This is a genomic window from Streptomyces sp. NPDC032091 (assembly GCF_055580265.1).
In genome coordinates this window covers 57354-81400 of record NZ_JBVILR010000029.1, presented here as the reverse complement: position 1 = coordinate 81400, position 24047 = coordinate 57354, and the positions used below count along the sequence as shown (strand labels likewise).

At 72.5% G+C, this 24047-nt stretch carries 17 protein-coding genes and 1 tRNA gene; 11 read left to right on the top strand and 7 right to left on the bottom strand.

The features are described 5' to 3' along the window. Nucleotides 1-547: 547 nt before the first annotated feature. Both ACZ5NJ_RS33410 and ACZ5NJ_RS33405 read left to right on the top strand, forming a co-directional pair. Nucleotides 548-1933 (top strand): NAD(P)/FAD-dependent oxidoreductase, encoded by a 1386-nt coding sequence (locus ACZ5NJ_RS33410; RefSeq protein WP_468769950.1) that lies wholly within the window; start codon nt 548-550, stop codon nt 1931-1933. Nucleotides 1934-2208: 275 nt separating this feature from the next. Then, a complete protein-coding gene (locus tag ACZ5NJ_RS33405) occupies nt 2209-3591 on the top strand; it encodes a class I SAM-dependent methyltransferase (RefSeq protein WP_468769949.1) in 1383 nt (460 codons plus the stop codon). 77 nt (nt 3592-3668) lie between these two features. Here the strand turns inward: ACZ5NJ_RS33405 and ACZ5NJ_RS33400 are convergent, their stop codons facing one another. Both ACZ5NJ_RS33400 and ACZ5NJ_RS33395 read right to left on the bottom strand, forming a co-directional pair. After that, nucleotides 3669-6218, bottom strand: coding sequence for an ABC transporter permease (locus tag ACZ5NJ_RS33400; protein ID WP_468769948.1), 2550 nt, complete (start codon nt 6216-6218; stop codon nt 3669-3671). Between the two features lie 56 nt (nt 6219-6274). Next, entirely contained in the window at nt 6275-7042 is a 768-nt protein-coding gene (locus ACZ5NJ_RS33395) for an ABC transporter ATP-binding protein (protein WP_468769989.1), read from the bottom strand. Between the two features lie 407 nt (nt 7043-7449). On the opposite strand from ACZ5NJ_RS33395, the gene ACZ5NJ_RS33390 reads away from it, so the two are divergent. Together ACZ5NJ_RS33390 and ACZ5NJ_RS33385 are read left to right on the top strand one after the other, a co-directional pair. Beyond that, nucleotides 7450-7531, top strand: a tRNA-Leu gene (locus ACZ5NJ_RS33390). Between the two features lie 168 nt (nt 7532-7699). Continuing rightward, complete coding sequence (locus ACZ5NJ_RS33385) at nt 7700-8554, top strand: Bax inhibitor-1/YccA family protein (RefSeq protein ID WP_468769946.1); 855 nt, start codon at nt 7700-7702, stop codon at nt 8552-8554. Nucleotides 8555-8661: 107 nt separating this feature from the next. On the opposite strand, the gene ACZ5NJ_RS33380 is transcribed toward ACZ5NJ_RS33385, so the two are convergent. After that, a complete protein-coding gene (locus tag ACZ5NJ_RS33380; protein ID WP_079427578.1) occupies nt 8662-8892 on the bottom strand; it encodes a DUF4287 domain-containing protein in 231 nt (76 codons plus the stop codon). Nucleotides 8893-8993: 101 nt separating this feature from the next. Between ACZ5NJ_RS33380 and ACZ5NJ_RS33375 the strand changes: the two genes are divergently transcribed. After that, nucleotides 8994-9344, top strand: a complete 351-nt coding sequence (locus ACZ5NJ_RS33375) for a hypothetical protein (protein ID WP_468769944.1) — start codon at nt 8994-8996, stop codon at nt 9342-9344. On the opposite strand, the gene ACZ5NJ_RS33370 is transcribed toward ACZ5NJ_RS33375, so the two are convergent. The 3 genes from ACZ5NJ_RS33370 to ACZ5NJ_RS33360 all read right to left on the bottom strand — a co-directional run bounded on the left by ACZ5NJ_RS33370 (nt 9328) and on the right by ACZ5NJ_RS33360 (nt 13982). Beyond that, the gene (locus ACZ5NJ_RS33370; protein WP_468769987.1) at nt 9328-10167 is read right to left on the bottom strand and encodes a hypothetical protein; all 840 of its coding nucleotides are present in this window, start codon (nt 10165-10167) and stop codon (nt 9328-9330) included. The genes ACZ5NJ_RS33375 and ACZ5NJ_RS33370 overlap by 17 nt on opposite strands. A 328-nt stretch (nt 10168-10495) precedes the next feature. Beyond that, nucleotides 10496-11716 (bottom strand): acetyl-CoA C-acetyltransferase, encoded by a 1221-nt coding sequence (locus tag ACZ5NJ_RS33365; protein ID WP_468769943.1) that lies wholly within the window; start codon nt 11714-11716, stop codon nt 10496-10498. A 1249-nt stretch (nt 11717-12965) separates the two neighbouring features. Continuing rightward, the gene (locus tag ACZ5NJ_RS33360) at nt 12966-13982 is read right to left on the bottom strand and encodes an SGNH/GDSL hydrolase family protein (RefSeq protein ID WP_468769941.1); all 1017 of its coding nucleotides are present in this window, start codon (nt 13980-13982) and stop codon (nt 12966-12968) included. A 126-nt stretch (nt 13983-14108) separates the two neighbouring features. Between ACZ5NJ_RS33360 and ACZ5NJ_RS33355 the strand changes: the two genes are divergently transcribed. Continuing rightward, entirely contained in the window at nt 14109-15491 is a 1383-nt protein-coding gene (locus tag ACZ5NJ_RS33355) for a cystathionine beta-synthase (RefSeq protein WP_468769986.1), read from the top strand. A 479-nt stretch (nt 15492-15970) separates the two neighbouring features. After that, complete coding sequence (locus tag ACZ5NJ_RS33350; protein ID WP_468769940.1) at nt 15971-16813, top strand: MurR/RpiR family transcriptional regulator; 843 nt, start codon at nt 15971-15973, stop codon at nt 16811-16813. A gap of 15 nt (nt 16814-16828) precedes the next feature. Here ACZ5NJ_RS33350 and ACZ5NJ_RS33345 read toward each other — a convergent pair whose 3' ends face one another. Further along, nucleotides 16829-18259, bottom strand: a complete 1431-nt coding sequence (locus ACZ5NJ_RS33345; RefSeq protein WP_468769939.1) for a type III PLP-dependent enzyme domain-containing protein — start codon at nt 18257-18259, stop codon at nt 16829-16831. Between the two features lie 105 nt (nt 18260-18364). Between ACZ5NJ_RS33345 and hutU the strand changes: the two genes are divergently transcribed. From hutU to hutI, 4 genes are all read left to right on the top strand, one after another. After that, nucleotides 18365-20029 carry a urocanate hydratase gene (gene hutU, locus ACZ5NJ_RS33340; RefSeq protein WP_468769937.1) on the top strand — a complete coding sequence of 555 codons (1665 nt, stop codon included), beginning with the start codon at nt 18365-18367 and terminating at the stop codon, nt 20027-20029. 116 nt (nt 20030-20145) lie between these two features. After that, on the top strand, nt 20146-21336 hold the full coding sequence (locus ACZ5NJ_RS33335; RefSeq protein WP_468769984.1) for an allantoate amidohydrolase: 1191 nt from the start codon (nt 20146-20148) through the stop codon (nt 21334-21336). Beyond that, nucleotides 21327-22691: a formimidoylglutamate deiminase gene (locus ACZ5NJ_RS33330; RefSeq protein WP_468769936.1), complete on the top strand. Its 1365-nt coding sequence runs from the start codon at nt 21327-21329 to the stop codon at nt 22689-22691. Before ACZ5NJ_RS33335 ends, ACZ5NJ_RS33330 begins: the two co-directional genes overlap by 10 nt. A gap of 125 nt (nt 22692-22816) precedes the next feature. After that, nucleotides 22817-23995 carry an imidazolonepropionase gene (hutI, locus tag ACZ5NJ_RS33325; protein ID WP_468769934.1) on the top strand — a complete coding sequence of 393 codons (1179 nt, stop codon included), beginning with the start codon at nt 22817-22819 and terminating at the stop codon, nt 23993-23995. Nucleotides 23996-24047 lie beyond the last annotated feature (52 nt).

Here is a 24047-nt window from a genome sequence, read left to right as displayed (position 1 = left end):
CGCGGCGGTGGGAGGGGGGGTCCGGGTCCGGGCGCCCCCTCCAGTCGTTCGAGGGCGTTCCTGCGGCGGTTGTCGTGCGGAGCTGTGGCCGAATATCGGGTTCCGCCCGATGAGTGGCTGGTGGGGCGGGGGAGGACGCCCGGGGCGGGAGCAGTGCGGGAGCAGTGCGGGGCCTGTGGAGAGGCCGAAAAGGCCCTCCCCCGTACCAAGTTCGTGAAGTTCTTCACAAGGAAAAAAGGCCCTCCGGGTCAACAAGAGGGTCGTTCGACGGGTTCTCGAGGGTTGCAGGGCCGTTTCAGCACCTGTTTGTGCGATGCGCGGACGCTGCGGGTTTCGTATCAGAGGTAAGGACGAAACCCGGTGGTCCAGTCCGGTTGAGGCCTTGGAGGCCAGTTCAGGGCGGGTGAACAACGAATCCCGTGACACCGTGGTTCCCGTTGCGCGCCATGATCTGGGTCACGCGGGGCGCGCAGTGTAGCAGAGGTCTCCCAGCTCCTTGTGAAGGGGCTCACGAGCATCACCCCTTGGGGTGCTGGATACTCATCTCATGAGCACCACGGAGCGTCCCAGGATCCTCGTTGTAGGAGGTGGGTACGTAGGCCTGTACGCAGCCAAGCGCATCATGAAGAAGATGCGCTACGGCGAGGCGACCGTCACGGTCGTCGACCCGCGCTCGTACATGACCTACCAGCCCTTCCTCCCCGAAGTGGCCGCAGGCAGCATCTCGCCTCGGCACGTCGTCGTCCCGCTGCGACGCGTGCTGCCCAAGGCTGAGGTTCTCACCGGCCGGGTCACCACCATCGACCAGGACCGCAAGGTCGCCGTCGTCACGCCGCTCGTCGGCGAGGCGTACGAGCTGCCCTTCGACTACCTGGTGATCGCGCTCGGCGCCGTCTCGCGCACCTTCCCGATCCCCGGCCTGGCCGAACAGGGCATCGGCATGAAGGGCGTCGAGGAGGGCATCGGCCTGCGCAACCACGTCCTCGAACAGCTCGACAAGGCCGAGTCCACGACGGACGAGAACGTCCGCCGCAAGGCTCTGACCTTCGTCTTCGTCGGTGGCGGCTTCGCCGGCGCCGAGACGATCGGCGAGGTCGAGGACATGGCCCGCGACGCCGCGAAGTACTACACCACGATCAAGCGCGAGGACATGCGCTTCATCCTGGTCGACGCGGCCGACAAGATCCTTCCCGAGGTGGGGCCCAAGCTCGGCACCTGGGGCAAGGAGCACCTGGAGTCGCGCGGCATCGAGATCTACCTCAGCACCTCCATGGACTCCTGCGTGGACGGCCACGTGGTCCTGAAGAACGGCCTCGAGGTCGACTCCAACACCATCGTGTGGACCGCGGGCGTCAAGCCGAACCCGGCGCTGGCCCGCTACGGCCTGCCGCTCGGCCCGCGCGGCCACGTGGACACCGCCCCCACCCTCCAGGTCCAGGGCACCGACTACATCTGGGCCGCCGGCGACAACGCCCAGGTCCCGGACGTCGCCTCCCGCAAGGCCGGCGTCGAGAACGCCTGGTGCCCGCCGAACGCCCAGCACGCGCTGCGCCAGGCCAAGGTCCTCGGCGACAACGTGGTCTCCGGCATGCGGGGCTTCCCGCAGAAGGAGTACGAGCACTCCAACAAGGGTGCGGTGGCGGGCCTCGGCCTCCACAAGGGCGTGGCGATGATCGTCATGGGCAAGATGAAGATCAAGCTCAAGGGCCGTCTCGCCTGGTACATGCACCGTGGCTACCACGGCATGGCCATGCCGACCTGGAACCGCAAGATCCGCGTCTTCGCGGACTGGACCCTCGGCATGTTCCTCAAGCGTGAGGTCGTCGCCCTCGGCGCCCTCGAAACCCCGCGCGAGGAGTTCTACGAGGCCGCCAAGCCGGCGCCGGCTCCGGCCGCCGCCGCTGCCCCGGCCGAGAAGGCCAAGGCCTCCTGACCCCGGCACCGACGCCTGGTCCCTGAGCACGACCCCGAAGGGGCCGCCCGCCATCCGTGGTGCGGGCGGCCCCTTCGGCGTACCCGCGTACCGGCGTACCCGCGTACCCGCGTGCCGGGCCCGGGTCCGGGGCCGGGCCCGGCACCGGCGCGCGAGCCCCGGCGCACGGCAGGGTCAAGGTGCGCTCAAGGTGCGGTCCAGGTGTGATTCGGCGGCGAATGGCGCCGAGCCGTTGTGGGTAGGCCGGTGGGTCGGACCACCTTGGAGGTGCCTCGATGACCGAAGCCGCGCCGCGGCTGGCAGCCCTTGCCGAAACCCTGCTGGGCGCCCCCCTGCCCGTCCGCATACGCGCCTGGGACGGCAGTGAGGCCGGCCCCGCCGCCGGTCCCGCACTGGTGCTGAACAACCGGCGCGCCCTGCGCCACATGCTGTGGAAGCCCGGCGAACTCGGCCTCGCCCGCGCCTGGGTGGCCGGGGACCTGGCCATCGACGGCGACCTCTTCGACGCGCTGGACAAGGTGGCCGGCCTGATCTGGGAGCGCGAGCCCGCCGCCGCGCCCGCACCCGCCCGCAGCCCCCGCTCCGGCCTGGCCAAACTCGCCGCACTGCGCCCTCACCTGCCCGCGCGCGCCTCCGGCGCCGTCGGCACGGCCGCCCTGCTGCGCGACCCGGCGACCCGTGCCGCCGTACGGGAGCTCGTGGCCCTGGCCCGCCCGTGGACCCGGCCCGCGCCGCCCCCGGAGGAGGCCGCCCGCCAGGGCGGGATCCGCCACTCCAAGGGCCGCGACCGGCACGCCATCAGCCACCACTACGACGTGGGCAACGCGTTCTACGAGCACGTCCTCGGCCCCTCGATGGTGTACTCCTGCGCCTACTGGACCGAGGGCGGCACCCTGGAGGACGCCCAGCGCGACAAGCTGGACCTGGTCTGCCGCAAGCTCGCCCTGAAGCCCGGCCAGCGGCTCCTGGAGGTCGGCTGCGGCTGGGGCTCCATGGCCCTGCACGCCGCCCGCGAGTACGGGGTCCAGGTCACCGGCATCACGCTCTCCACCGAGCAGGCCGCCTACGCCCGCAAGCGGATCGCCGAGGAGGGCCTGACCGACCGGATCGAGGTCCGCGTCCAGGACTACCGGGACGTCAAGGACGGCCCGTACGACGCGATTTCCTCGATCGGCATGGCCGAGCACGTGGGCTCCGAGCGCTACCGCGAGTACGCCGGGATCCTGCACGCCCTGCTGGCCCCCGGCGGCCGCCTGCTCAACCACCAGATCGGCCGGCCCCCGGAGCCCGACGAAGCGGCGTACGAGATCGACGAGTTCATAGACGCCTACGTCTTCCCCGACGGGGAGCTCTCCCCGGTCGGCTCCACCGTCGGCGAGCTGGAGAAGGCCGGCTTCGAGGTCCGCGACGTGGAGGCGCTGCGCGAGCACTACGCGCTGACCCTGCGGGCCTGGGTGGCGCGGCTGGAGGAGCACTGGGACGAGGCCGTACGGCTCACCTCGCCCGGCCGCGCCCGCGTCTGGCTGCTCTACATGGCGGCGTCCGCGCTGGGCTTCGAGCACGCCCGGCTCGGGGTCAACCAGGTCCTGGCGGTGAAGCCGGCCGGCCGCGGGCTCTCCCGGATGCCGCTGCGCTCCCGGGTCTGGGGCGGCGCGTAGCCCCGTACGCCCCCAGCGCGGAAGGGCCCCGGGGCGTGTCGCCCCGGGGCCCTTCGCGTTCCTGCTCCCGCCCCGGACTACTCGGTCTTGATGGCGGTCAGCATGTTCAGCCGGGCGGCGCTGCGGGCCGGCCACATGGCGGCCAGGACACCGACGGCGCCGGCCAGCAGGAGGAAGATCCCGAGCCGGCCGTAGGGGAGGATCAGCTCGTAGTTCGGCACCGACTTGGTGAGGGTGCTGCCCACGGCCCAGGCCAGGAAGAGGCCGATGCCCATGCCGAGGACGGCGCCGAAGAGCGAGATCACCACGGACTCCAGGCGGATCATGTTCTTGACCCGGGCGCGGTCGAGGCCGATGGCCCGCAGCATGCCGATCTCCTGGGTCCGCTCGAAGACGGACATGGCGAGGGTGTTGACCACGCCGAGCACCGAGATGATCAGCGCCATGCCGAGCAGGCCGTACATGATGTTCAGCATCGTGTTGATGATGCCGCCCATCTCGTTGCGCATGTCCTGCCGGGTGGCGACGGCCATCGCAGGGTTCCTGCCGAGGGCGTCGACGACGGCCTGCTGGCCGGCCTTGGAGTCGCCGGCGGTGGCGTTGACGTAGACCTCGCGGACGTTCTGCTGGTCGGTGTGCGCGCTCAGGACCTTGTTGTCCAGGACGTACGGGGACAGCAGGCCCTCCAGGTCCTTGTAGACGGCGCCGATCTTCAGGGTGGTCTTCTGGCCGTCCTCGAATTGCGCCTGGACGGTGGAGCCGACGGTGAGGTTCTGCTTCTTCGCGGTGCTCTCGGCGACGGCGACCTCGCCCTTGCCGAGGGAGGCCAGCGAGCCGGCCGTGACGTCGATGTTGAGCAGTTCGCCGATGGTGGCCGGGTTGACGCCGGAGGCGGAGCGGAAGCTGTCGCCGATCTTGAAGTAGCCGTCGGCCTGCGGGGAGACCGCCTTGATGCCAGGGGCCTTGGCGAGGGTCTCGGCCACGGACTTGTCCAGGCCGCCCATGCCGCCGGCCATGGAGACCTTGTAGTCCGCCTTCAGCTTGTCGGTGCTCATCCGGTCGACGGCGGTGCCCAGGGTGATGCCCAGCACCGACAGGGTGGTGACCAGGGTGAGGCCGATGGCCAGGGAGGCGGCGGTCACGGCGGTGCGGCGCGGGTTGCGGACGGCGTTCTGCGCGGCCAGCTTGCCGGGGACGCCGAACACCTTCTGCAGGAGCGGGCGGACGGCGCCGATGACCGGCCGGGACAGCAGCGGCAGCAGCACGATCATGCCGATGAGCATCAGGCCGGCGCCGGCGCCGATGACCATGCGGCCGTCGCCGCCCATGGACACGCCGAGGAAGACGACGCCGATGCCCGCGAGGCTGATGAGCGAGCCGAGGACGTTGCGCACGACCAGGGACTTCGCGGTGGCCGGGAGGTGGGCGCTGCCCATGGCGGCGACCGGGGCGATCCGCCCGGTGCGCCAGGCCGGCAGCAGGGCGGCGACGGTGGTGACGACGACGCCGATGAGCAGGGCGGCGACGACCGTGCCCGGGGCGATGACCAGGGCGCCGTCGGGGATCTTGGCGCCGAGGGTGTCCATCACGGAGCGCATGCCGACCGCCAGGCCGATGCCGGCCGCGAAGCCGATCGCGGCGGAGGTGGCGCCGATGACCAGGGCCTCGGCGAGCACGGAGCGCATGACCTGGCCGCGCTTGGCGCCGACGGCCCGCAGCAGGGCCAGTTCCCTGGTGCGCTGGGCGACCAGCATGGTGAAGGTGTTGTAGATCAGGAAGACGCCGACGAAGAGGGAGATGCCGGCGAAGGCGAGCAGCCCGGTGCTGAAGCTGCTCATCTGCTTCTCGATGTCCTTGGCCTGCTGGGCGGCGAGCGCCTTGCCGGTCTGGGCCTTGGTGTGCTTGCCGTCGAGCAGCGGCTTGATGTCGGAGAGCAGCTGGTCGGCGGAGGTGCCGGCCTTGGCGGCGACGGCGAGCTCGTCGTAGAAGCCGGGCTGGAGGTAGAGCTCCTGGGCGACCTTGGTGTCGAACAGGACGAGGCTGCCGCCGGCGTTGACGGCGCCGTCCTCGGTGGTGAACACGCCGGTGAGGGTGAACTCCCTGACCGGGCCGTTGGTGGCGACGCGGACCTTGTCGCCGGTCTTGTAGCCGCCCTTGGCCGCGGACTCCCTGTCGAGGGCGATCTGGTCGTCCTTGGCGGGGCCGGCGCCGTCGGTGAAGGTGTAGCGGGGGTCCTTGCCGTCCTTGACGGGGGCGTAGTTGGAGCCCTTGTTGGCCCAGCCGGAGCCGATCAGCCGGCCGTTCTCGTCGCCGACGCCGGCGAAGCCGGAGACCCGGCCGGAGACGGAGTCGACGCCCTTGACGGCCTTGACCTTGTCCAGGGTCTGCTGGTCGATGCCGGGCTCGCCCTCCTTCTGGCCGTCCTCGTTGCGGGAGGGGCCCCACGAGGTGACGGAGACGGCTATGCCGTCGTAGCTCTTGGCCGACTGGCCGGAGAGGGCCTTGCTCATGGTGTCGGTGAAGACGAGGGTGCCGGAGACGAAGGCGACGCCGAGGGTGACGGCGAGGACCGTCATCAGCAGCCTGGCCTTGTGCGCGAGGACGTTGCGCAGGGCGGTACGGAACATGGGGTTATCAGTCCTGGGCTGGAAGTCTGTTCGTGGCTTCGGTGATCAGTGACCGATCAGCTGGTGCGGCCCTTGGCGTCGAAGGCCTTCATCCGGTCGAGAACGCCGTCCGCGGTGGGCGCGTACATCTCGTCGACGATGCGGCCGTCGGCGAGGAAGATGACGCGGTCCGCGTAGGCGGCGGCGACCGCGTCGTGGGTGACCATCACGACGGTCTGGCCGAGCTCGCGCACCGAGTTGCGCAGGAAGCCGAGGACCTCGGCGCCGGAGCGGGAGTCGAGGTTTCCGGTGGGCTCGTCGCCGAAGATGATCTCGGGGCGGGCGCCGAGGGCGCGGGCGACCGCCACGCGCTGCTGCTGGCCGCCGGAGAGCTGCGTGGGGCGGTGGGAGAGGCGGCCGGAGAGGCCGACCATGTCCACCACGGTGTCCAGCCACTGCTTGTCGGGCTTGCGGCCGGCGATGTCCATGGGGAGGGTGATGTTCTCCAGGGCGGTCAGGGTCGGCAGCAGGTTGAACGCCTGGAAGATGAAGCCGATCTTGTCGCGGCGCAGCTGGGTCAGCTGCTTGTCCTTGAGGGTGGCGAGCTCGGTGTCGCCGATGCGGACCGAGCCGCCGGAGAAGGTGTCCAGGCCGGCGACGCAGTGCATCAGCGTCGACTTGCCGGAGCCGGAGGGGCCCATGATCGCGGTGAACTGGCCCCGGCCGAAGTCCACGGAGACGTTGTCCAGCGCGACCACCTGCGTCTCGCCCTGGCCGTACACCTTGGAGAGCTGCGTGGCACGGGCGGCCACGGCCTGGGCGGTGTGCTGCGGGGCGTAGTTCATGGCGGTCACGGGGACTCCTGTCGGGCGGTGCTGCTGCGCGGTGGCGGGACCCTTCCATCCTCACCGCGGCCTTACCCCCGGGGGATCAGCCGAGGTGCCCGTTCGACGGCCCACTGGAGTCTGACCGGGGTGCCGGTCGTCTCCTCCTCTGGTATGACGGGAGCCCTGAGGACGGGCCGGGGGGCGGGGGTGGCCCGGGGTGGCGCGGGGCAGCGAAATCACGTCATTTGCGAGGCGGGGCACAGCGTCGTCCTCAGCGCTGCCGACCGTGACTTATCGGTCCTGACGCCCACTCAATCGCCAATAAAATCAGACAACATCGGATAGACGGGCCGCTGGCGGACGGGGTCTTCCGGATAGGCTCACCGCAGCGTTCAAGGCTTTTACCACGGGGCCCGCTGCGCCCTGCCCGGATGGTGGAATGCAGACACGGCGAGCTTAAACCTCGCTGGCCCTCGGGCCGTGCCGGTTCAAGTCCGGCTCCGGGCACTTCCGCGCCTGCGCGACGGCCCCGTGCACCACTCGCGGGGCCCCTTCCGACATCCCCGGCGATCCGCCGCGCCTTCTCCTAAGATCCTCCTCCAGTAGTAGGGTGCTTTCTTTGCGAACGCATTACCCTTGACGCAAGGCCGCGCTCCGTGGCCATGGAGGAGTGAGATGAGGAGCAGCAACCCGGTCTTCTCGCGACGGGGGTTCAGCCGCGACAACGGCGGCTACGCGGGCTTCGACGCGCAGTACGCGCAGGCCGGGACCGCGACCAACCCGTACGCGACGAATCCTTACGCCGTCGACCCCAACACCGGCATGCCGGCCGCCCCGGCCCGCGGCACCACCATGACGATCGACGACGTCGTGAGCCGTACGGCCATGACGCTCGGCGTCCTGATCATCACCGCGGCGGTCGCCTGGGTCGCCCTGCCGGTCGACCCGGCGAACCTCAACAAGTCGTACTTCATCGCCGGCGGCGCGGCGCTCGTCGCCTTCGTCCTCGCGATGGTCCAGAGCTTCAAGCGCAAGCCGTCCCCGGGCATCATCCTCGCCTACGCGGCCTTCGAGGGCTTCTTCCTCGGCGTCATCTCCGCGGCGACCAGCTACTACCTCAGCCCGGGCGTGGTCATCCAGGCCGTGCTCGGCACGATGTGCGTGTTCGCCGCCGTGCTGGTGGCGTACAAGATGCGCTGGATCCGCGTCACGCGGCGCTTCACCGGCTTCGTGATGGCCGCGGCCCTCGGCTTCGTCCTGCTGATGCTGGCGAACTCGCTGTTCATGCTGTTCGGCGGTGGTGACGGCCTCGGCTTCCGCAGCGGCCCGCTCGGGATCGTCTTCGGCATCGTCGGCGTGGTCCTCGGCGCCTGCTTCCTCGCCATGGACTTCAAGCAGGTCGAGGACGGCGTCACCTACGGCGCCCCGCGCGAGGAGGCCTGGCTGGCCGCCTTCGGCCTCACCATGACCCTGGTGTGGATCTACCTGGAGCTGCTGCGCCTGTTCCAGATCCTCTCCGGCGACGACTAGTCGTACCGGCCGCGGTCCGCGGTCCGCAGGCAGGGGGAAGGCCCCGCGAGCGACGCTCGCGGGGCCTTCCCGCATCTCGGGGGCGTACGGGGCAAGGGGGCCGGGGTTCAGCCGAACCGGCGGGCCGCTCTGCGCAGCCCGTATTCGTGGACGATCGCCTTCGCCTGGCCGTGCGACAGGTCGTGCGCGCCGAGCAGCCAGTTGACCTTCTCCTCGAACCGGAGGAGGGAGGGGCCCTCGTCGACGGTCCGGAGCCAGTCGGAGATCTCACGACCGGTGGTCTGGGGGATTCTGTCGATCATGTTGCGGTGGGTCTGTTCGGAGAACTCAACGGACATGGGCGCCTCCGGGGGTATCGCCGTGCTGTTCTCTTCATTGCACCGTGCCGGAGAGTTCGCCCGTTGGCAATGGTGCCCGGGCGGCGCGTAAGGTCGGCCGGGTGCTCGATACCTCGCCCCTGACCGCCGCCGTGGAACGTTTCGCCGACCGGCTGCGGTCCGCCCCGCAGAGCCGGCTCCAGCGGGGAGCCGCCGCCGAGGCCCTGGAGCTGGCCCGCGAGCTGGCCGCGACGGCACAGCGGCTGGAGGACCCCTCGGGGGCGGCTCCGGCGCGCGTGATGCCCGACGAGGGCGTCTTCGTCGTCGGGGACCAGGTGACGGTGGCCGGGCAGGACCTGGCCGAGGCACTGCGCGCGGCCGCGGCGGGTCCGGGAAGCGCGAAGGCCCCGTCCGAGGTGCTGGACGAGGCCGTGGCGCTGGTGGAGCGGGCGGAAGTCAGAGCGATGCGATGACGCGGTCCGCGAGGATGTAGACGTTGCTGTCGGGGTCCTCGGCGTCACCGCAGGAGAAGGTCAGCGCGTAGGCGCCGGAGATGCCCGAGCCGCCCAGCAGGACCGGGGCCGTGCCCGAACGCAGCGCCTCGGCGAGGCGCTCCGCCGTCTCCCGGTGGCCCGGGGTCATGCACAGCGTGGTGCCGTCCGTGAAGACGTACACGTCCAGGGTGCCCAGCGGGCCGGGACGGACGTCCGCGAGGGCCGTACGGGCCTCCGCGAGCTCCTCCAGGCGGCTGACCGTGCGCTCGTGGTCGGCGCCGGGGTGCGGCTGGACCGGGACGAAGTCGGGGTGCGAGGGGTGGCGCCGGCGGGCCGCGGCCAGCTCGGCGGAATCCTCGGCGTACTCCGGGTACTCGTCGGCGAGGTCGTCGCCCAGCACGGGCTCCAGGCCGACCAGGTCCGCCTGCCGGGGCAGGAAGACGGGGCCGTCCTCGCCCAGGCCCGGCAGCCCGCCCAGCAGGCTCGTAGGGGCCTCCCCCGCGAAGCGGGGGGAGGCGTCGGCGGCGTCACGGGCCTCCTGCGCGGCCCAGAAGGCCCGCGCCTCGGCCAGCTCGCGCTCGCGCTCCTCGGCGAGGGCGGCGGCCACGGCGGCTCGTATCTCGGCGGCGGGGGACTCCACGGCGCTGCGGGCGTGCGGGACGCCCGCGCCGCGGGCGTGGGCCGGCACGGCGAGCTCATCGCGCAGGGCCGACACCTGCTTGCGCAGTCCGTGTACGGCGTGCAGCGCAGCAGCGCCCACGGCCGTGGCAGCGGCCGTGGTCAGCAGCAGGGCAAGAGACATGGCGCTCACTGACTAACTCCTGATTGATTCGATCCCCCGACTTCCTACATCAGCTTGTCCTGTGCTGGGAATGGCGTGCAGTGCATTACGTCATGAATTGGACAGGTCTTTCGTCCTTGAGGCCCTGAGGCGATCGCGTCTGACCTGGGCAAATGCCGATCCCCCAGGACAAAGGTCACATCCTGGGGGAGATTCGGTCACAGGTCGGCCGCGACGGGATTAGACCTGATGTCAGTACACCGTATGGATCTAGAGGATCCCTTGCGGGAGCTGGGGGCCCGGCTGGAGCGGTACCGAACCCCCTACTCTCCGCTGTGTGGCCCGGGTCTCAGCTGAGGCGCTCGATGACCATGGCCATGCCCTGGCCGCCACCCACGCACATGGTCTCCAGACCGAACTGCTTGTCGTGGAACTGCAGGCTGTTGATCAGGGTGCCGGTGATCCGGGCACCGGTCATCCCGAACGGGTGACCGACGGCGATGGCGCCGCCGTTGACGTTCAGCTTCTCCAGCGGGATCTCCAGGTCCCGGTAGGAGGGGATGACCTGCGCGGCGAAGGCCTCGTTGATCTCGAACAGGTCGATGTCGCCGACGGTCAGCCCGGCCCGCTTCAGCGCCTGCTTCGACGCCTCGACCGGACCCAGGCCCATGATCTCGGGGGACAGGGCGGTCACACCGGTGGACACGATCCGCGCCAGCGGGGTCAGGCCCAGCTCCCGGGCCTTGGTGTCGCTCATGATGACGAGCGCGGCCGCGCCGTCGTTCAGCGGGCAGCAGTTGCCGGCCGTGACCAGGCCGTCGGGGCGGAAGACCGGCTTGAGGCCCTCCACGCCCTCCAGGGTGACGCCGGCGCGCGGGCCGTCGTCCTTGCTGACGACCGTGCCGTCCGGGGTGGTCACCGGGGTGATCTCGCGGGCCCAGAAGCCGTTCTTGATGGCTTCCTCGGCGAGGTTCTGCGAACGCACGCCGAACTCGTCCATGTCCCGGCGGGTCACGCCCTTGAGACGGGCCAGGTTCTCGGCGGTCTGCCCCATCGAGATGTACGCGTCCGGGATCAGACCATCCTCGCGCGGGTCGTGCCAGCCGCTGCCCTCGCTCTGCGCGACGGCGGCCGTACGGGCCTCCGCGTCGGCGAACAGCGGGTTGTGCGTGCCGGGCATCCCGTCGGAGGACCCGTTGACGAACCGCGACACCGTCTCGACACCGGCGGAGATGAAGACGTCGCCCTCGCCGGCCTTGATGGCGTGCAGCGCCATGCGGGAGGTCTGGAGGGAGGAGGAACAGTAGCGGGTGATCGTGGTGCCGGGCAGGTAGTCCATGCCCATCTGCACGGCGACGATACGGGCCAGGTTGTGGCCCTGCTCCCCGCCGGGGAGGCCGCAGCCGAGCATCAGGTCGTCGATCTGGCGCGGGTCCAGCTCGGGAACCTTGGCGAGGGCGGCCTGGATGATCGTGGCGGTCAGGTCGTCCGGCCGGACGTCCTTGAGGGACCCCTTGCCGGCGCGCCCGATGGGGGAGCGGGCGGTGGAAACGATGACGGCTTCGGGCATCGGGACTCCAAGGGGTGTGCGCAGGGGTCTGCGTGCGTCGTTGCGGGACCGCAAGCGAAGTTACCGCCCCGTACGGTCGAGGTCACCGGGGCGGTGGTGTGATGCCCGTCGCTTGGAGGCGGGGTGGGGGGTGGGCGGGGCCCCGGCGGGGCGGTCTCACAGATCGGTTGGGGCTTTCCCGTCAGTCTCATCGTCCTTCCGTGTCGGGCCGGCCTGTCAAGGGCGCTCCTTCGTCGCGTCGCTGCGCGATGGCCTTCGGCCACCCTTGACAGACCGTCCCGCCACGGAAAAACGAAGACTGCCGGGAAACCCCCAAAGAAACGGGACGGTGGATCAATGGGCATGCGGCCGGATCAGCGACCCGTCGGGGTGGTCGGGGGTCGGCAGACCGGGCATCCGGCCCCGTCGCGAGCGCAAGCGGGGACGACCTACGCGTCAGATCGCTACGCGCTCCTCCCGGCTTAGCGTCCGCCGCCCGTCTGGGGTCGCTGCCGTCGCCCGGGGACGACGGAGTCGTCATCCGGGGCCGGAGGGCGCGCCTGATCGCTACGCGCTCCTCATGTCCCAGCGTCCGGCGGCCGTCTGGGGCTGATACCCGCACCAAAGGACGATCAGGACGACATCCGGGCCCTCCGGCGCCTCAGATCGCTACGCGCTTCGCTCATATCGGCGTCTGGCGGCCGTCTTGGCTTTCTGACCGCACCAGACGATGAGTGGCAGGGCATCCCAGCCCACGACCACCCCTGGACGCCGAGAAAAGAGAAGCGCGTAGCGATCTGGCGCGCCGGGGAGCCCGGATGCCGCCCTGATCGTCCTTAGGCGCAGGCAGCGAGCCCAGACGGACGGCAGACGCTAAGCCGGGAGGAGCGCGTAGCGATCTGACGCGTGGCTCGTCCCCGAATGCGACTGTCGGGGCCGAATGGGATGTCTGCCGGCCCCCGACCACCCCGAAAGGTCCCTGATCCGGCCGGATGTCTCAGGTACATCCGTCCCGTTTCTTTGGGGGTTTCCCGGCAGTCTTCGTTTTTCCGTGTCGGGACGGTCTGTCAAGGGTGGCCGAAGGCCATCGCGCAGCGACGCGACGAAGGAGCGCCCTTGACAGGCCGGCCCGACACGGAAGGACGATGAGACTGACGGGAAAGCCCAACCGATCTCTGAGACCGCTCAAGAGGGTCCCGGCCCCCACCCGTCCCGCCCGGCCCTTCACCCCCGCCCGGGCGGGAGCCACCCGACCCCGACCCCGCCTCCCTCACGGCGCCGACGGCCCAGACGGCGTCGCCGGTTCCGGGGTGGCGTCCGTCGGGAGGCGTCGGCGGCGGCGGTGTTTGAGGAGGGCCCACGGGCCTCGGGCCGGGGTGACCTCCGTGCCCGGTTCGCCCGCCGCCGCCGAGGCGGCCTTGGCCACCGGGAGCAGGTCCTCGTTGCGGGAGACGTCCAGGCGGTCCGACTCCGGCCACACGCCCAGCGCCGCGCACAGCGTCGGCAGGACGGCCATCGCCGCCGTCGCGTAGCCCTCCGCCGAGGGGTGGTAGGAGTCCGGGCCGAACATCTCCCGCGGGTTCGCCGCGAACTCCGGGCCCAGCATGTCCCCCATCGAGACCGTCCGCGCCCCCAGCGCGACCACCCCGATGGTCTGCGCGGCCGCCAGCTGGCGTGAGACCCGCCGGGCCATCCAGCGCAGCGGCTGGTACACCGGCTCGATCGTGCCCAGGTCGGGACAGGTGCCGACCACCACCTCCGACCCCGCCAGCCGCAGCCGCCGGACGGCGGCCGTCAGGAGCCGCACCGACTGCGTCGGCGGCATCCGGCGGGTCACGTCGTTCGCCCCGATGATGATCACGGACACGTGCGGCGCCGGCCCGTCCGCGTCCAGCAGCAGCGACACCTGGCGGTCCAGGTCGTCCGACATCGCCCCCGACAGCGCCACGTTCCGCAGCTCGACCGGCCGCTCCGCCACCGCCGCCAGCCCCGACGCGAGCAGGGCCCCCGGGGTCTGGCGGGCCCGCCGTACGCCCAGGCCGGCCGCCGTCGAGTCGCCCAGCATCGCCATCCGCAGCGGCCCCGGGCTCAGCTCCGGCCCGCCGAACTCGCTCCCGTAGAGGCCGTCCGCGCGCGGCGGGTCCGGCAGGCCCGTGCCCACCGTCCGCTTGGCGAACTGCACCTCCGCCAGCACCAGCCCCACCGCGGCCACTCCGACCAGCCCGAGTCCGCCCCCGCCGTACGCTGCCCCCGCCGCGATCCGGCGGGCCGTTCTCGCCCTGGACACCTCTTGGGCCACCTCCTCGGGTCGTGTTGACCTTCCTGCCCGTTAGTGCCGGTCGGCCAATCCCTTTCCGCATACTCTGGCCGGACCTCCCGGAGAACCCGTGGAGTCCCCTTCTTGGAGAACATGGTGCAATTCCACGACTCGATGATCAGCCTCGTCGGCAACACCCCGCTGGTGAAGCTCAACCGCGTGACCGAAGGCCTGCAGGCCACCGTGCTTGCCAAGGTCGAGTACTTCAACCCCGGCGGTTCCGTGAAGGACCGGATCGCCGTCCGGATGATCGAGGCCGCCGAGCAGAGCGGTGCCCTCAAGCCGGGTGGCACCATCGTGGAGCCGACCAGCGGCAACACGGGCGTAGGACTCGCCATCGTGGCCCAGCAGAAGGGCTACAAGTGCATCTTCGTCTGCCCTGACAAGGTGTCCATGGACAAGATCAACGTGATGCGCGCCTACGGCGCGGAGGTCGTGGTCTGCCCGACCGCCGTCGACCCCGAGCACCCGGACTCGTACTACAACGTCTCCGACCGCCTCGCGCGCGAGCCCGGCGCCTGGAAGCCGGACCAGTACAGCAACCCGAACAACCCCCGTTCGCACTACGAGACCACCGGTCCCGAGCTGTGGGAGCAGACGGACGGGAAGATCACGCACTTCGTGGCGGGCGTCGGCACCGGCGGCACGATCTCCGGCACCGGCAACTACCTCAAGGAGGTGTCCGGTGGGAAGGTCAAGGTCATCGGCGCCGACCCCGAGGGCTCCGTCTACTCCGGCGGCAGCGGCCGCCCGTACCTCGTCGAGGGTGTCGGCGAGGACTTCTGGCCCACCGCCTACGACCCGAACGTGACCGACGAGATCATCGCGGTGTCCGACAAGGACTCCTTCCAGATGACGCGCCGCCTCGCCAAGGAGGAGGGCCTGCTGGTCGGCGGCTCCTGCGGCATGGCGGTCGTCGCCGCGCTGCGCGCCGCCGAGGGCCTGGGGCCGGACGACGTGGTCGTCGTCCTGCTGCCGGACAGCGGCCGCGGCTACCTCAGCAAGATCTTCTCGGACGAGTGGATGGCCGGTCACGGCTTCCTGGAGGAGGCCGGTCCGGCCGCGCGCATCGGCGCCGTCCTCGCGGACAAGGAGGGCGGCATCCCGTCGCTCGTCCACATGCACCCCGAGGAGACCGTCGGCCAGGCCATCGAGGTGCTGCGCGAGTACGGCGTCTCGCAGATGCCGATCGTCAAGCCGGGCGCCGGCCACCCCGACGTCATGGCCGCCGAGGTCATCGGCTCGGTCGTGGAGAAGGAGCTGCTGGCGGCGCTGTTCGCGCAGCGGGCCTCGCTGAACGACCCGCTGGAGAAGCACATGAGCGCGCCGCTGCCGCAGGTGGGTTCCGGTGAGCCCGTCTCCGAACTGATGTCCGTGCTCGGTGAGGCGGACGCGGCCATCGTGCTGGTCGAGGGCAAGCCGACCGGTGTGGTGAGCCGTCAGGACCTGCTGGCCTTCCTGGCGAAGACCTCGAAGTAGTCGTCCGTTCCGCGGCCGGGGGCCGGGCCGGGGTCCTTTCCCGGCCCTTGGCGCAAACGGTACGGTCCCGACACGTGGCGGCAGCGCCCGCTTAACACGGCACCGGCACAGTGGTCCTGTCGGCGGGACGGCCCGGGAGACCGGGCTCCGGCCGGCGCCATGTGCGGCGTCAGCGCGCCTCCGGAGCGGCTCCCGGAGCGGGCCGGCGCCCCAGGACGCGGACGGCCCTGACCCGGCCCGTGTCCCCGGCGGGGCCGCCGCCGTCCCGCCCTCCGGGCCCGCCCGGGGGTGCGGCGGCCCCGCCGATACCCGCTCGCCCCGGCCCTGCTCCGGCCCCACCCCCGCCCCCGCCTCGTCCCGTTCCCGAGGCGCCCGCGCGGCGGCACCGCGCCCGCATCACGGGCACCGGCTTGCCGTCCTGCATAAGCACATGCAGAGTGCACCCTGACTGAATATCTCGCTCGGACGAGGGGACGGCGATGAGCGACAGCCCGGCCGCACGGCTGCAGAAGCTCTTCGAGGGGCACCGGCTGACGCCGACGCAGCGGCGGATCGCGCACTGCATGGTGCGCGGCGCCGCGGAGGTGCCCTTCCTGTCGAGCGTGGAACTCGCCGAGCTGGCCGGGGTGAGCCAGCCCTCGGTGACCCGGTTCGCCGTGGCCCTCGGCTTCGACGGGTACCCGGCGCTGCGCCGGCACCTGCGCGAGGTGGCTCCGGCCGAGCCGCCGCGGGCCGCGCGCGAGGAGTCGTACAACGAGTACCAGCAGGCCGTCGAGGGCGAGATCGAGAACCTGCGGCGGCTGGCGACGATGCTCGCGGACCCGGCGCCGGTGGAGGAGGCGGGCCGGCTGCTCGCCGGGTCGTCCCCGCTGCCGGTGCTCGGGCTGCGGGCGGCGTCCTCGCAGGCGCGCGGGTTCGCCTACTTCGCCGCCAAGGTGCACCCGGACGTGCGCCTGCTCGACGAGGGCGGCTCGATGCTCGCCGACCGGATCGACGCGGCGGCCGCGGCCGGGGCGTCGGCGCTGCTGTGCTTCGCCCTGCCCCGGCACCCGCGCGAGGTGGTGGAGGCCCTGGAGCACGCCCGGGCGGCCGGGCTCACCACGGTGACGGTGGCGGACTCGGCGTTCGCGCCGGTCGCCCGGTACTCGGACCTGCTGATCCCGGCGCCCGTCGGCACCGGGCTGGCCTTCGACACGGCCTGCGCGCCGATGCTGCTGGGCCGGGTGCTGCTGGAGGCGATGGCCGACGCGCTGCCGGACGCGCAGGCCCGGCTGGAGTCCTTCGACGCGCGCGCCGCGGCCCGCGGGCTGTTCGTGGAGTGAGGCCGGTCCCGGGCCTCACAGCAGGGCGTCGCGCAGCCCGCCGCCCGCTTCCGCCACCAGTTCCGCTGCCGTCTGGGCCGGGCGGGCCGGGCGGAAGCGGACCGTGCCCGCCGCGTCGGTGGTGAAGCCGTGGACGGAGGGGCGCGGCAGGCTGTTGTAGCCGTAGTGGGCGGTGAAGAAGTACGCCCCGGTGTCCGGTACGGCGATCAGGTCGCCCGGGGCCAGTTCGGGCAGCTCCCGGGCGGTGGCCAGCAGGTCGCCGGCGAAGCAGGCCGGGCCGGCGACGTCCTGGGCGACCGGCGGGCCGGTCTTCGGGGTGCCCTTGGCGTCGTAGGCGAGGATCCGCAGCGGCCAGGCGGCCGGGGCGTAGACCGTGCGGGTGGCCACCTGGACCCCGGCGTGGGTGAGGGCGATCCGGCGGCCGCCGGCGGTCTTGGTGTACTCGACGCGTGCGAGGACCGTGCCGTGCTTGGCGAGCAGGGACCGGCCGAACTCCGTGACCAGTCCGTACGAGCCGTCGAACAGGGCCGGGACGGCCTCGCGGAGGGCGCCGGCGTACTCGGCGTACGTGGGGGTCTGCTCGTCGGAGGTGAAGTTCACCGGCAGGCCGCCGCCGATGTCGAGGGTGTCGATCCGGCGGTGTCCGGCGGCCGCGTTGATCTCCTCGGCGAGCGCGTGCAGCTCCCGTACGCCCTCGGCGATCAGGGGCAGCGGCAGGCCCTGTGAGCCGGAGTGGGCGTGCAGCCGGGTGATCCACGGCCGGTCCAGGCAGGCCCGTACGAGTCGTTCGCGCGCGCCGGGGTCGCGCAGGGCGATGCCGAACTTCGCGGTGGTGGTGGCGGTGGAGAGGGCGTCGATGGAGCCGGCGCCGGTCTGGGGGTTGACCCGTACGCCGACCGGGGAGCGGACCGGGCCGCCGGGGGCCGCCGCGACCAGGGCGTCGAGCCGTTCCAGTTCCTGGTGGTTGTCGGCGTTGACGGCGATGCCGAGGGCCAGGGCCCCGCGCAGTTCGTCGGCGGTCTTGGCGGGGGAGTCCAGCACGATCCGCCCGGCCGGGATCCCGGCGGCGCGGGCCAGCGCGAGTTCGCCGGGGCTGGCCACCTCGCAGCCCAGGCCGCACGCGGCGAGCAGCCGCAGGACGGGGACGAGCGGGGCGGCCTTGGCGGCGAAGGCGTGCAGGACGGGCGTGCCGGGGGCGGTGACGGCGTCGAAGGCGGCGGTCAGGGCGGCGGCGGAGGCCCGGATTCCGGCGGTGTCCAGCAGGCAGACGAGCGGCTCGGCATCCAGCAGCCCCTGCTCCACGGCGGCCCGCACGGCCCGGTCACGGCGCCCCGCGGCGCCGAGCCCGGTGGTGTCCGCGGCCCCGAGCCCGGTGGTGTCCCCGGCGTCGGCGGAGCCGGCCGCGGCGGTGTCCCCGTGCCCGGCTGCGTCCCGTAAGGCGTCCATGCCGCCATCCCATCATCCCGGCGACTCGCGCGCAGCTGTTGACTGGATCTATTCAAGACGCCAGGATGTGAATAGATAGACCAACATCCGGAGGAGGCACCCGCCATGTCAGGACCCCGCCCCGTACGGGCCGCGCGAGGCACCGAGCTCAGCACCCTGGGATGGCAGCAGGAGGCCGCCCTCCGCATGCTGCAGAACAACCTCGACCCCGAGGTCGCCGAGCACCCCGACAAGCTCGTCGTCTACGGCGGCACCGGCAAGGCGGCGCGCGACTGGCGCTCCTTCGACGCGATGGTCCGCACCCTGCGGACCCTCAAGCAGGACGAGACCATGCTCGTCCAGTCCGGCCGCCCGGTCGGCGTGATGCAGACCCACGAGTGGGCGCCGCGCGTCCTGCTCGCCAACTCCAACCTGGTCGGCGACTGGGCCAACTGGGAGGAGTTCCGCCGCCTGGAGCACCTCGGCCTGACCATGTACGGCCAGATGACCGCCGGCTCCTGGATCTACATCGGCACCCAGGGCATCCTCCAGGGCACCTACGAGACCTTCGCCGCCGTCGCGGCCAAGAAGTTCGGCGGCACCCTGGCCGGCACCATCACCCTCACCGCCGGCCTCGGCGGCATGGGCGGCGCCCAGCCGCTGGCCGTGACGATGAACGACGGCGTCGCGATCTGCGTCGACGTGGACCCGCGCGCCATCGAGCGCCGCATCGAGCACCGCTACCTGGACGTCAAGGCCGACAACCTGCGCCACGCCCTCCAGCTGGCCGTCGAGGCCCGCGACGCCCGCAAGCCGCTCTCCATCGGCCTCCTCGGCAACGCCGCCGAGCTGCTCCCGCAGATGCTCGCCGAGGGCGCCCCGATCGACATCGTGACGGACCAGACCTCCGCCCACGACCCGCTCTCCTACCTCCCCGTGGGCGTCGACTTCGACGACATGGCGGCGTACGCGGCCAAGGACCCGGCCGGCTTCACCACCCGCGCCCGCGAGTCCATGGCCAGGCACGTCGAGGCCATGGTCGGCTTCATGGACGCCGGCGCCGAGGTCTTCGACTACGGCAACTCCATCCGCGGCGAGGCCCAGCTGGCCGGCTACGACCGCGCGTTCGCCTTCCCCGGCTTCGTCCCGGCCTACATCCGCCCCCTCTTCTGCGAGGGCAAGGGCCCCTTCCGCTGGGCGGCCCTCTCCGGCGAGGCCTCGGACATCCACAAGACCGACAAGGCGATGCTGGAGCTCTTCCCCGAGAACGAGTCCCTCCACCGCTGGATCAAGATGGCCGGCGAGCGCGTCCACTTCCAGGGCCTGCCCGCCCGCATCTGCTGGCTCGGCTACGGCGAGCGCGACAAGGCGGGCGAGCGCTTCAACGAGATGGTCGCCGACGGCACCCTCGCCGCCCCGCTGGCCATCGGCCGCGACCACCTCGACTGCGGCTCGGTGGCCTCCCCGTACCGCGAGACCGAGGCCATGCTCGACGGCTCCGACGCGATCGCCGACTGGCCGCTGCTCAACGCCATGGTCAACGTCGCCTCCGGCGCGTCCTGGGTCTCGATCCACCACGGCGGCGGCGTCGGCATGGGCCGCTCGATCCACGCGGGCCAGGTCACCGTCGCCGACGGCACCAAGCTGGCCGGCGAGAAGATCCGCCGCGTCCTCACCAACGACCCGGGCATGGGCGTCATCCGCCACGTCGACGCCGGCTACGACATCGCCGAGACGGTCGCCGACGAGCGCGGCGTCCGCGTCCCCATGCGCGAGGGTGACCAGGCGTGACCCCCTCCAGCGCCCCCGGCGCGGACGAGGCGTCCCGGGGCTCCGCCCCGGGCGCCCGCCCCGCCGCCGCCCCCGCCGCCCCGCGCGGCGGGGGCGGTTCCCCCTCGTTCCACGCCATGTGGGACGAGCTCCGCCCCATCGGCCGGCACGCCGACAGCGGCGGCTACCGCCGCTTCGCGTGGACCGGGGCCGACGCCGACTGCCGGGACTGGTTCCGGGCGCAGGCCGAGTCCCGCGGCCTCGCCTACGAGGTCGACCGCAACGGCAACCAGTGGGCCTGGCTCGGCGACCCCGAAGCCGGCGACGCCGTCGTCACCGGCTCCCACCTGGACTCCGTCCCCGACGGCGGCGCCTTCGACGGCCCCCTCGGCGTGGTCTCCTCCTTCGCCGCCCTGGACGAGCTCCGCGCCCGCGGCGCGGCCCTCACCCGCCCCCTCGCCATCACCAACTTCGGCGACGAGGAGGGCGCCCGCTTCGGGCTGGCCTGCGTCGGCTCCCGGCTCGCCGCCGGACAGCTGACGAAGGAGAAGGCGTACGAGCTCCGCGACGCCGACGGGACCACCCTCCCGCAGGCCATGGAGCGCGCCGGCCACGACCCCGACGCGATCGGCGCCGACCCCGAGCGGCTCGCCCGCATCGGCGCCTTCGTCGAACTGCACGTGGAGCAGGGCCGCGCCCTGGACCTGTCCGGCGACCGGGTCGGCCTCGCCTCCGCGATCTGGCCGCACGGCCGCTGGCGCTTCGACTTCCACGGCGAGGCCAACCACGCGGGCACCACCCGTCTGGTCGACCGCCGCGACCCGATGCTCACCTACGCGCAGACCGTCCTGGCCGCCCGCCGGGAGGCCGCCCTCGCCGGGGCCGTCGCCACCTTCGGCAAGATCTCCGTCGAGCCCAACGGGGTCAACGCCATCCCCTCCCTCGTGCGCGGCTGGCTCGACTCCCGGGCCGCCGACCAGGCCACCCTCGACACGGTCGTCACCGCCGTCGAGAAGGCCGCCCGCGAGCAGGCCGAGCGCGACGGCATCGACCTCGACGTCGTCCGGGAGTCCTTCACCCCGGTCGTCGAGTTCGAGCACGCCCTGCGCGACGAGCTCAACCGGATCCTGGGCGGGGCCGTCCCCGTCCTCGGCACCGGGGCGGGACACGACGCCGGAATCCTCTCCGCGTCCGTCCCGACCGCGATGCTGTTCGTACGCAACCCCACGGGCGTCTCCCACTCCCCGCGGGAGTTCGCCGCCGAGGACGACTGCGTGGCCGGAGTCCTCGCCCTCGCCGACGTACTGGAAGGCCTGGCATGCCGCTGAAGGGGCACGAGCTGATCGCGCGGAAGACGTACTGGCTGGAACACGCCTGGCTCGGCGACCACGTCGAGCCGGGCGTGGCCCTCGGCGTCACGGCCGACGGCCGCATCGCCGAGGTGCGCACCGGGGCGGACACCCCGCCCCCCGGGGCGGAGGTGCTGCGCGGCCTCACCGTCCCCGGCCTGGCCAACGCGCACTCCCACGCCTTCCACCGGGCGCTGCGCTCCACCGTCCAGGTCGGCTCGGGCACCTTCTGGACCTGGCGCGAGGTCATGTACGGCGTCGCCCAGAACCTCACCCCCGAGAACTACTTCGCCCTCGCCCGCGCGGTGTACGCGGAGATGGCGCTGGCCGGCATCACGAACGTCGGCGAGTTCCACTACGTCCACCACGCCCCCGGCGGCACCCCGTACGCCGACCCCAACGCGATGGGCGAGGCGCTGATCGAGGCGGCCGCGGCGGCCGGCATCCGCATCACCCTCCTCGACACCGCCTACCTGGCGTCCGGCTTCGGCGAGGCTCCCAACCCGCACCAGCTGCGCTTCTCCGACGGCACCGCCGACGCCTGGGCCGAGCGGGTCTCGGCCCTGAAGCCCAGCGAGCACGCGCTGATCGGCGCGGCGGTCCACTCCGTCCGGGCCGTCCCGGCCGACCGGCTGGCCACCGTCGCCGCCTGGGCGCAGGAACGCGAGGCCCCGCTGCACGTGCACCTGTCCGAGCAGACGGCGGAGAACGACGCCTGCCTCGCCGCGCACGGCCGCACCCCCACGCAGCTGCTCGCCGACCACGGCGTGCTGGGCCCGCGCACCACCGGCGTCCACAACACGCACCTGACGGACGAGGACATCGCCCTGCTCGGCGGCACCTCCACCGGCACCTGCATGTGCCCGACCACCGAACGCGACCTCGCCGACGGCATCGGACCGGCCCGCCGGCTCCAGCGCGCGGGCAGCCCGCTGTCCCTGGGCAGCGACAGCCACGCGGTGATCGACCTGCTGGAGGAGGCGCGGGCGATGGAGCTCGACGAGCGGCTGCGCAGCCGGACGCGGGGCCACTGGACGGCCAACGCCCTGCTGACGGCCGCCACCGCCGACGGGCACGCGGCCCTGGGCCGCCCGGACGCGGGCCGGCTGGAGGCCGGGGCGCTCGCGGACTTCACGACCATCGCCCTGGACACCGTCCGCACGGCGGGGCCGCTGCCCCGCCTCGGCGCGGAGACGGCCGTCTTCGCCGCGTCGGCCGCCGACGTCCGCCACACGGTGGTGGGCGGCCGCCACGTGGTCCGCGACGGCGTCCACGCGCTGGTGGGGGACGTCGCGGGGGCCCTGGCCGAAGCGATCTCCGCCGTCCGGGGCTGACGCCCCCGACCCGTACGGGCGCGGGCCGCCCGTACGACCCGTACGGGCGCCGCCCGCCCGTCGCCTCGGACGCCGGCGGGGCCGACATCGGCCCCGCCGGCGTTGTGAACCTTCCGAGAGGAACCATGACCACCACCGTCCTCACCAATATCGGCAGCCTCGTCACCAACGACCCCGCCTACGGCGACGGATCCCCCCTCGGCCTGATCGAGAACGCCGCCCTCGTCATCGACGGCGACCGGATCGCCTGGGTCGGCGAGGCCGCGGCGGCCCCCGCCGCCGACGCCGCGTTCGACGCGAAGGGCCGCGCCGTCATCCCCGGGTTCGTCGACTCCCACTCCCACCTCGTCTTCGCCGGCGACCGCACCGCCGAGTTCAACGCCCGCATGTCCGGCCGCGCCTACTCCGCCGGAGGCATCCGTACCACCGTCGCCGCCACCCGCGCCGCCACCGACGCCGAGCTGGAGGCCAACCTCGTCCGCCACCTCGACGAGGCCCTCCGCCAGGGCACCACCACCTTCGAGACCAAGTCGGGCTACGGCCTCACCGTCGACGACGAGGCCCGCGCCCTGCGCATCGCCTCCGCCCACACCGACGAGGTCACCTACCTCGGCGCGCACATCGTCTCCCCCGACTACGCCGAGGACCCGGCCGGCTACGTCGACCTCGTCACCGGCGAGATGCTCGCCGCCTGCGCCCCGTACGCCCGCTGGGTGGACGTCTTCTGCGAGAAGGGCGCCTTCGACGGCGACCAGGCCCGCGCGATCCTCACGGCCGGCGCCGCCGCCGGGCTGATCCCCCGCGTCCACGCCAACCAGCTGTCCTACGGCCCCGGCGTGCAGCTGGCCGTGGAGCTGGAGGCCGCCTCCGCCGACCACTGCACCCACCTCACCGACGCCGACGTGGACGCCCTCGCCCAGGCCTCCGCCACCACCGTCGCCACCCTGCTGCCCGGCGCCGAGTTCTCCACCCGCGCCCAGTGGCCCGACGCGCGCCGCCTCATCGACGCGGGCGCGACCGTCGCCCTGTCCACCGACTGCAACCCCGGCTCCTCGTACACGAGTTCCATGCCGTTCTGCATCGCCCTCGCCGTCCGGGACATGCGCATGACCCCCGACGAGGCCCTGTGGTCGGCCACCGCCGGCGGGGCGCGCGCGCTGCGCCGCGGGGACATCGGCCGCCTGGCGCCCGGGGCCCGCGCCGACCTGGCCCTCCTCGACGCCCCCAGCCACGTCCACCTCGCCTACCGGCCGGGCGTCCCGCTGGTGTCCGCCGTCTGGAACCGCGGGGTGCGCGCCGCCTGAGGCGCCGTCCGGCCCGGCCCGGCGGACCGCCCGAGGGGGCGGCCCGCCGGGC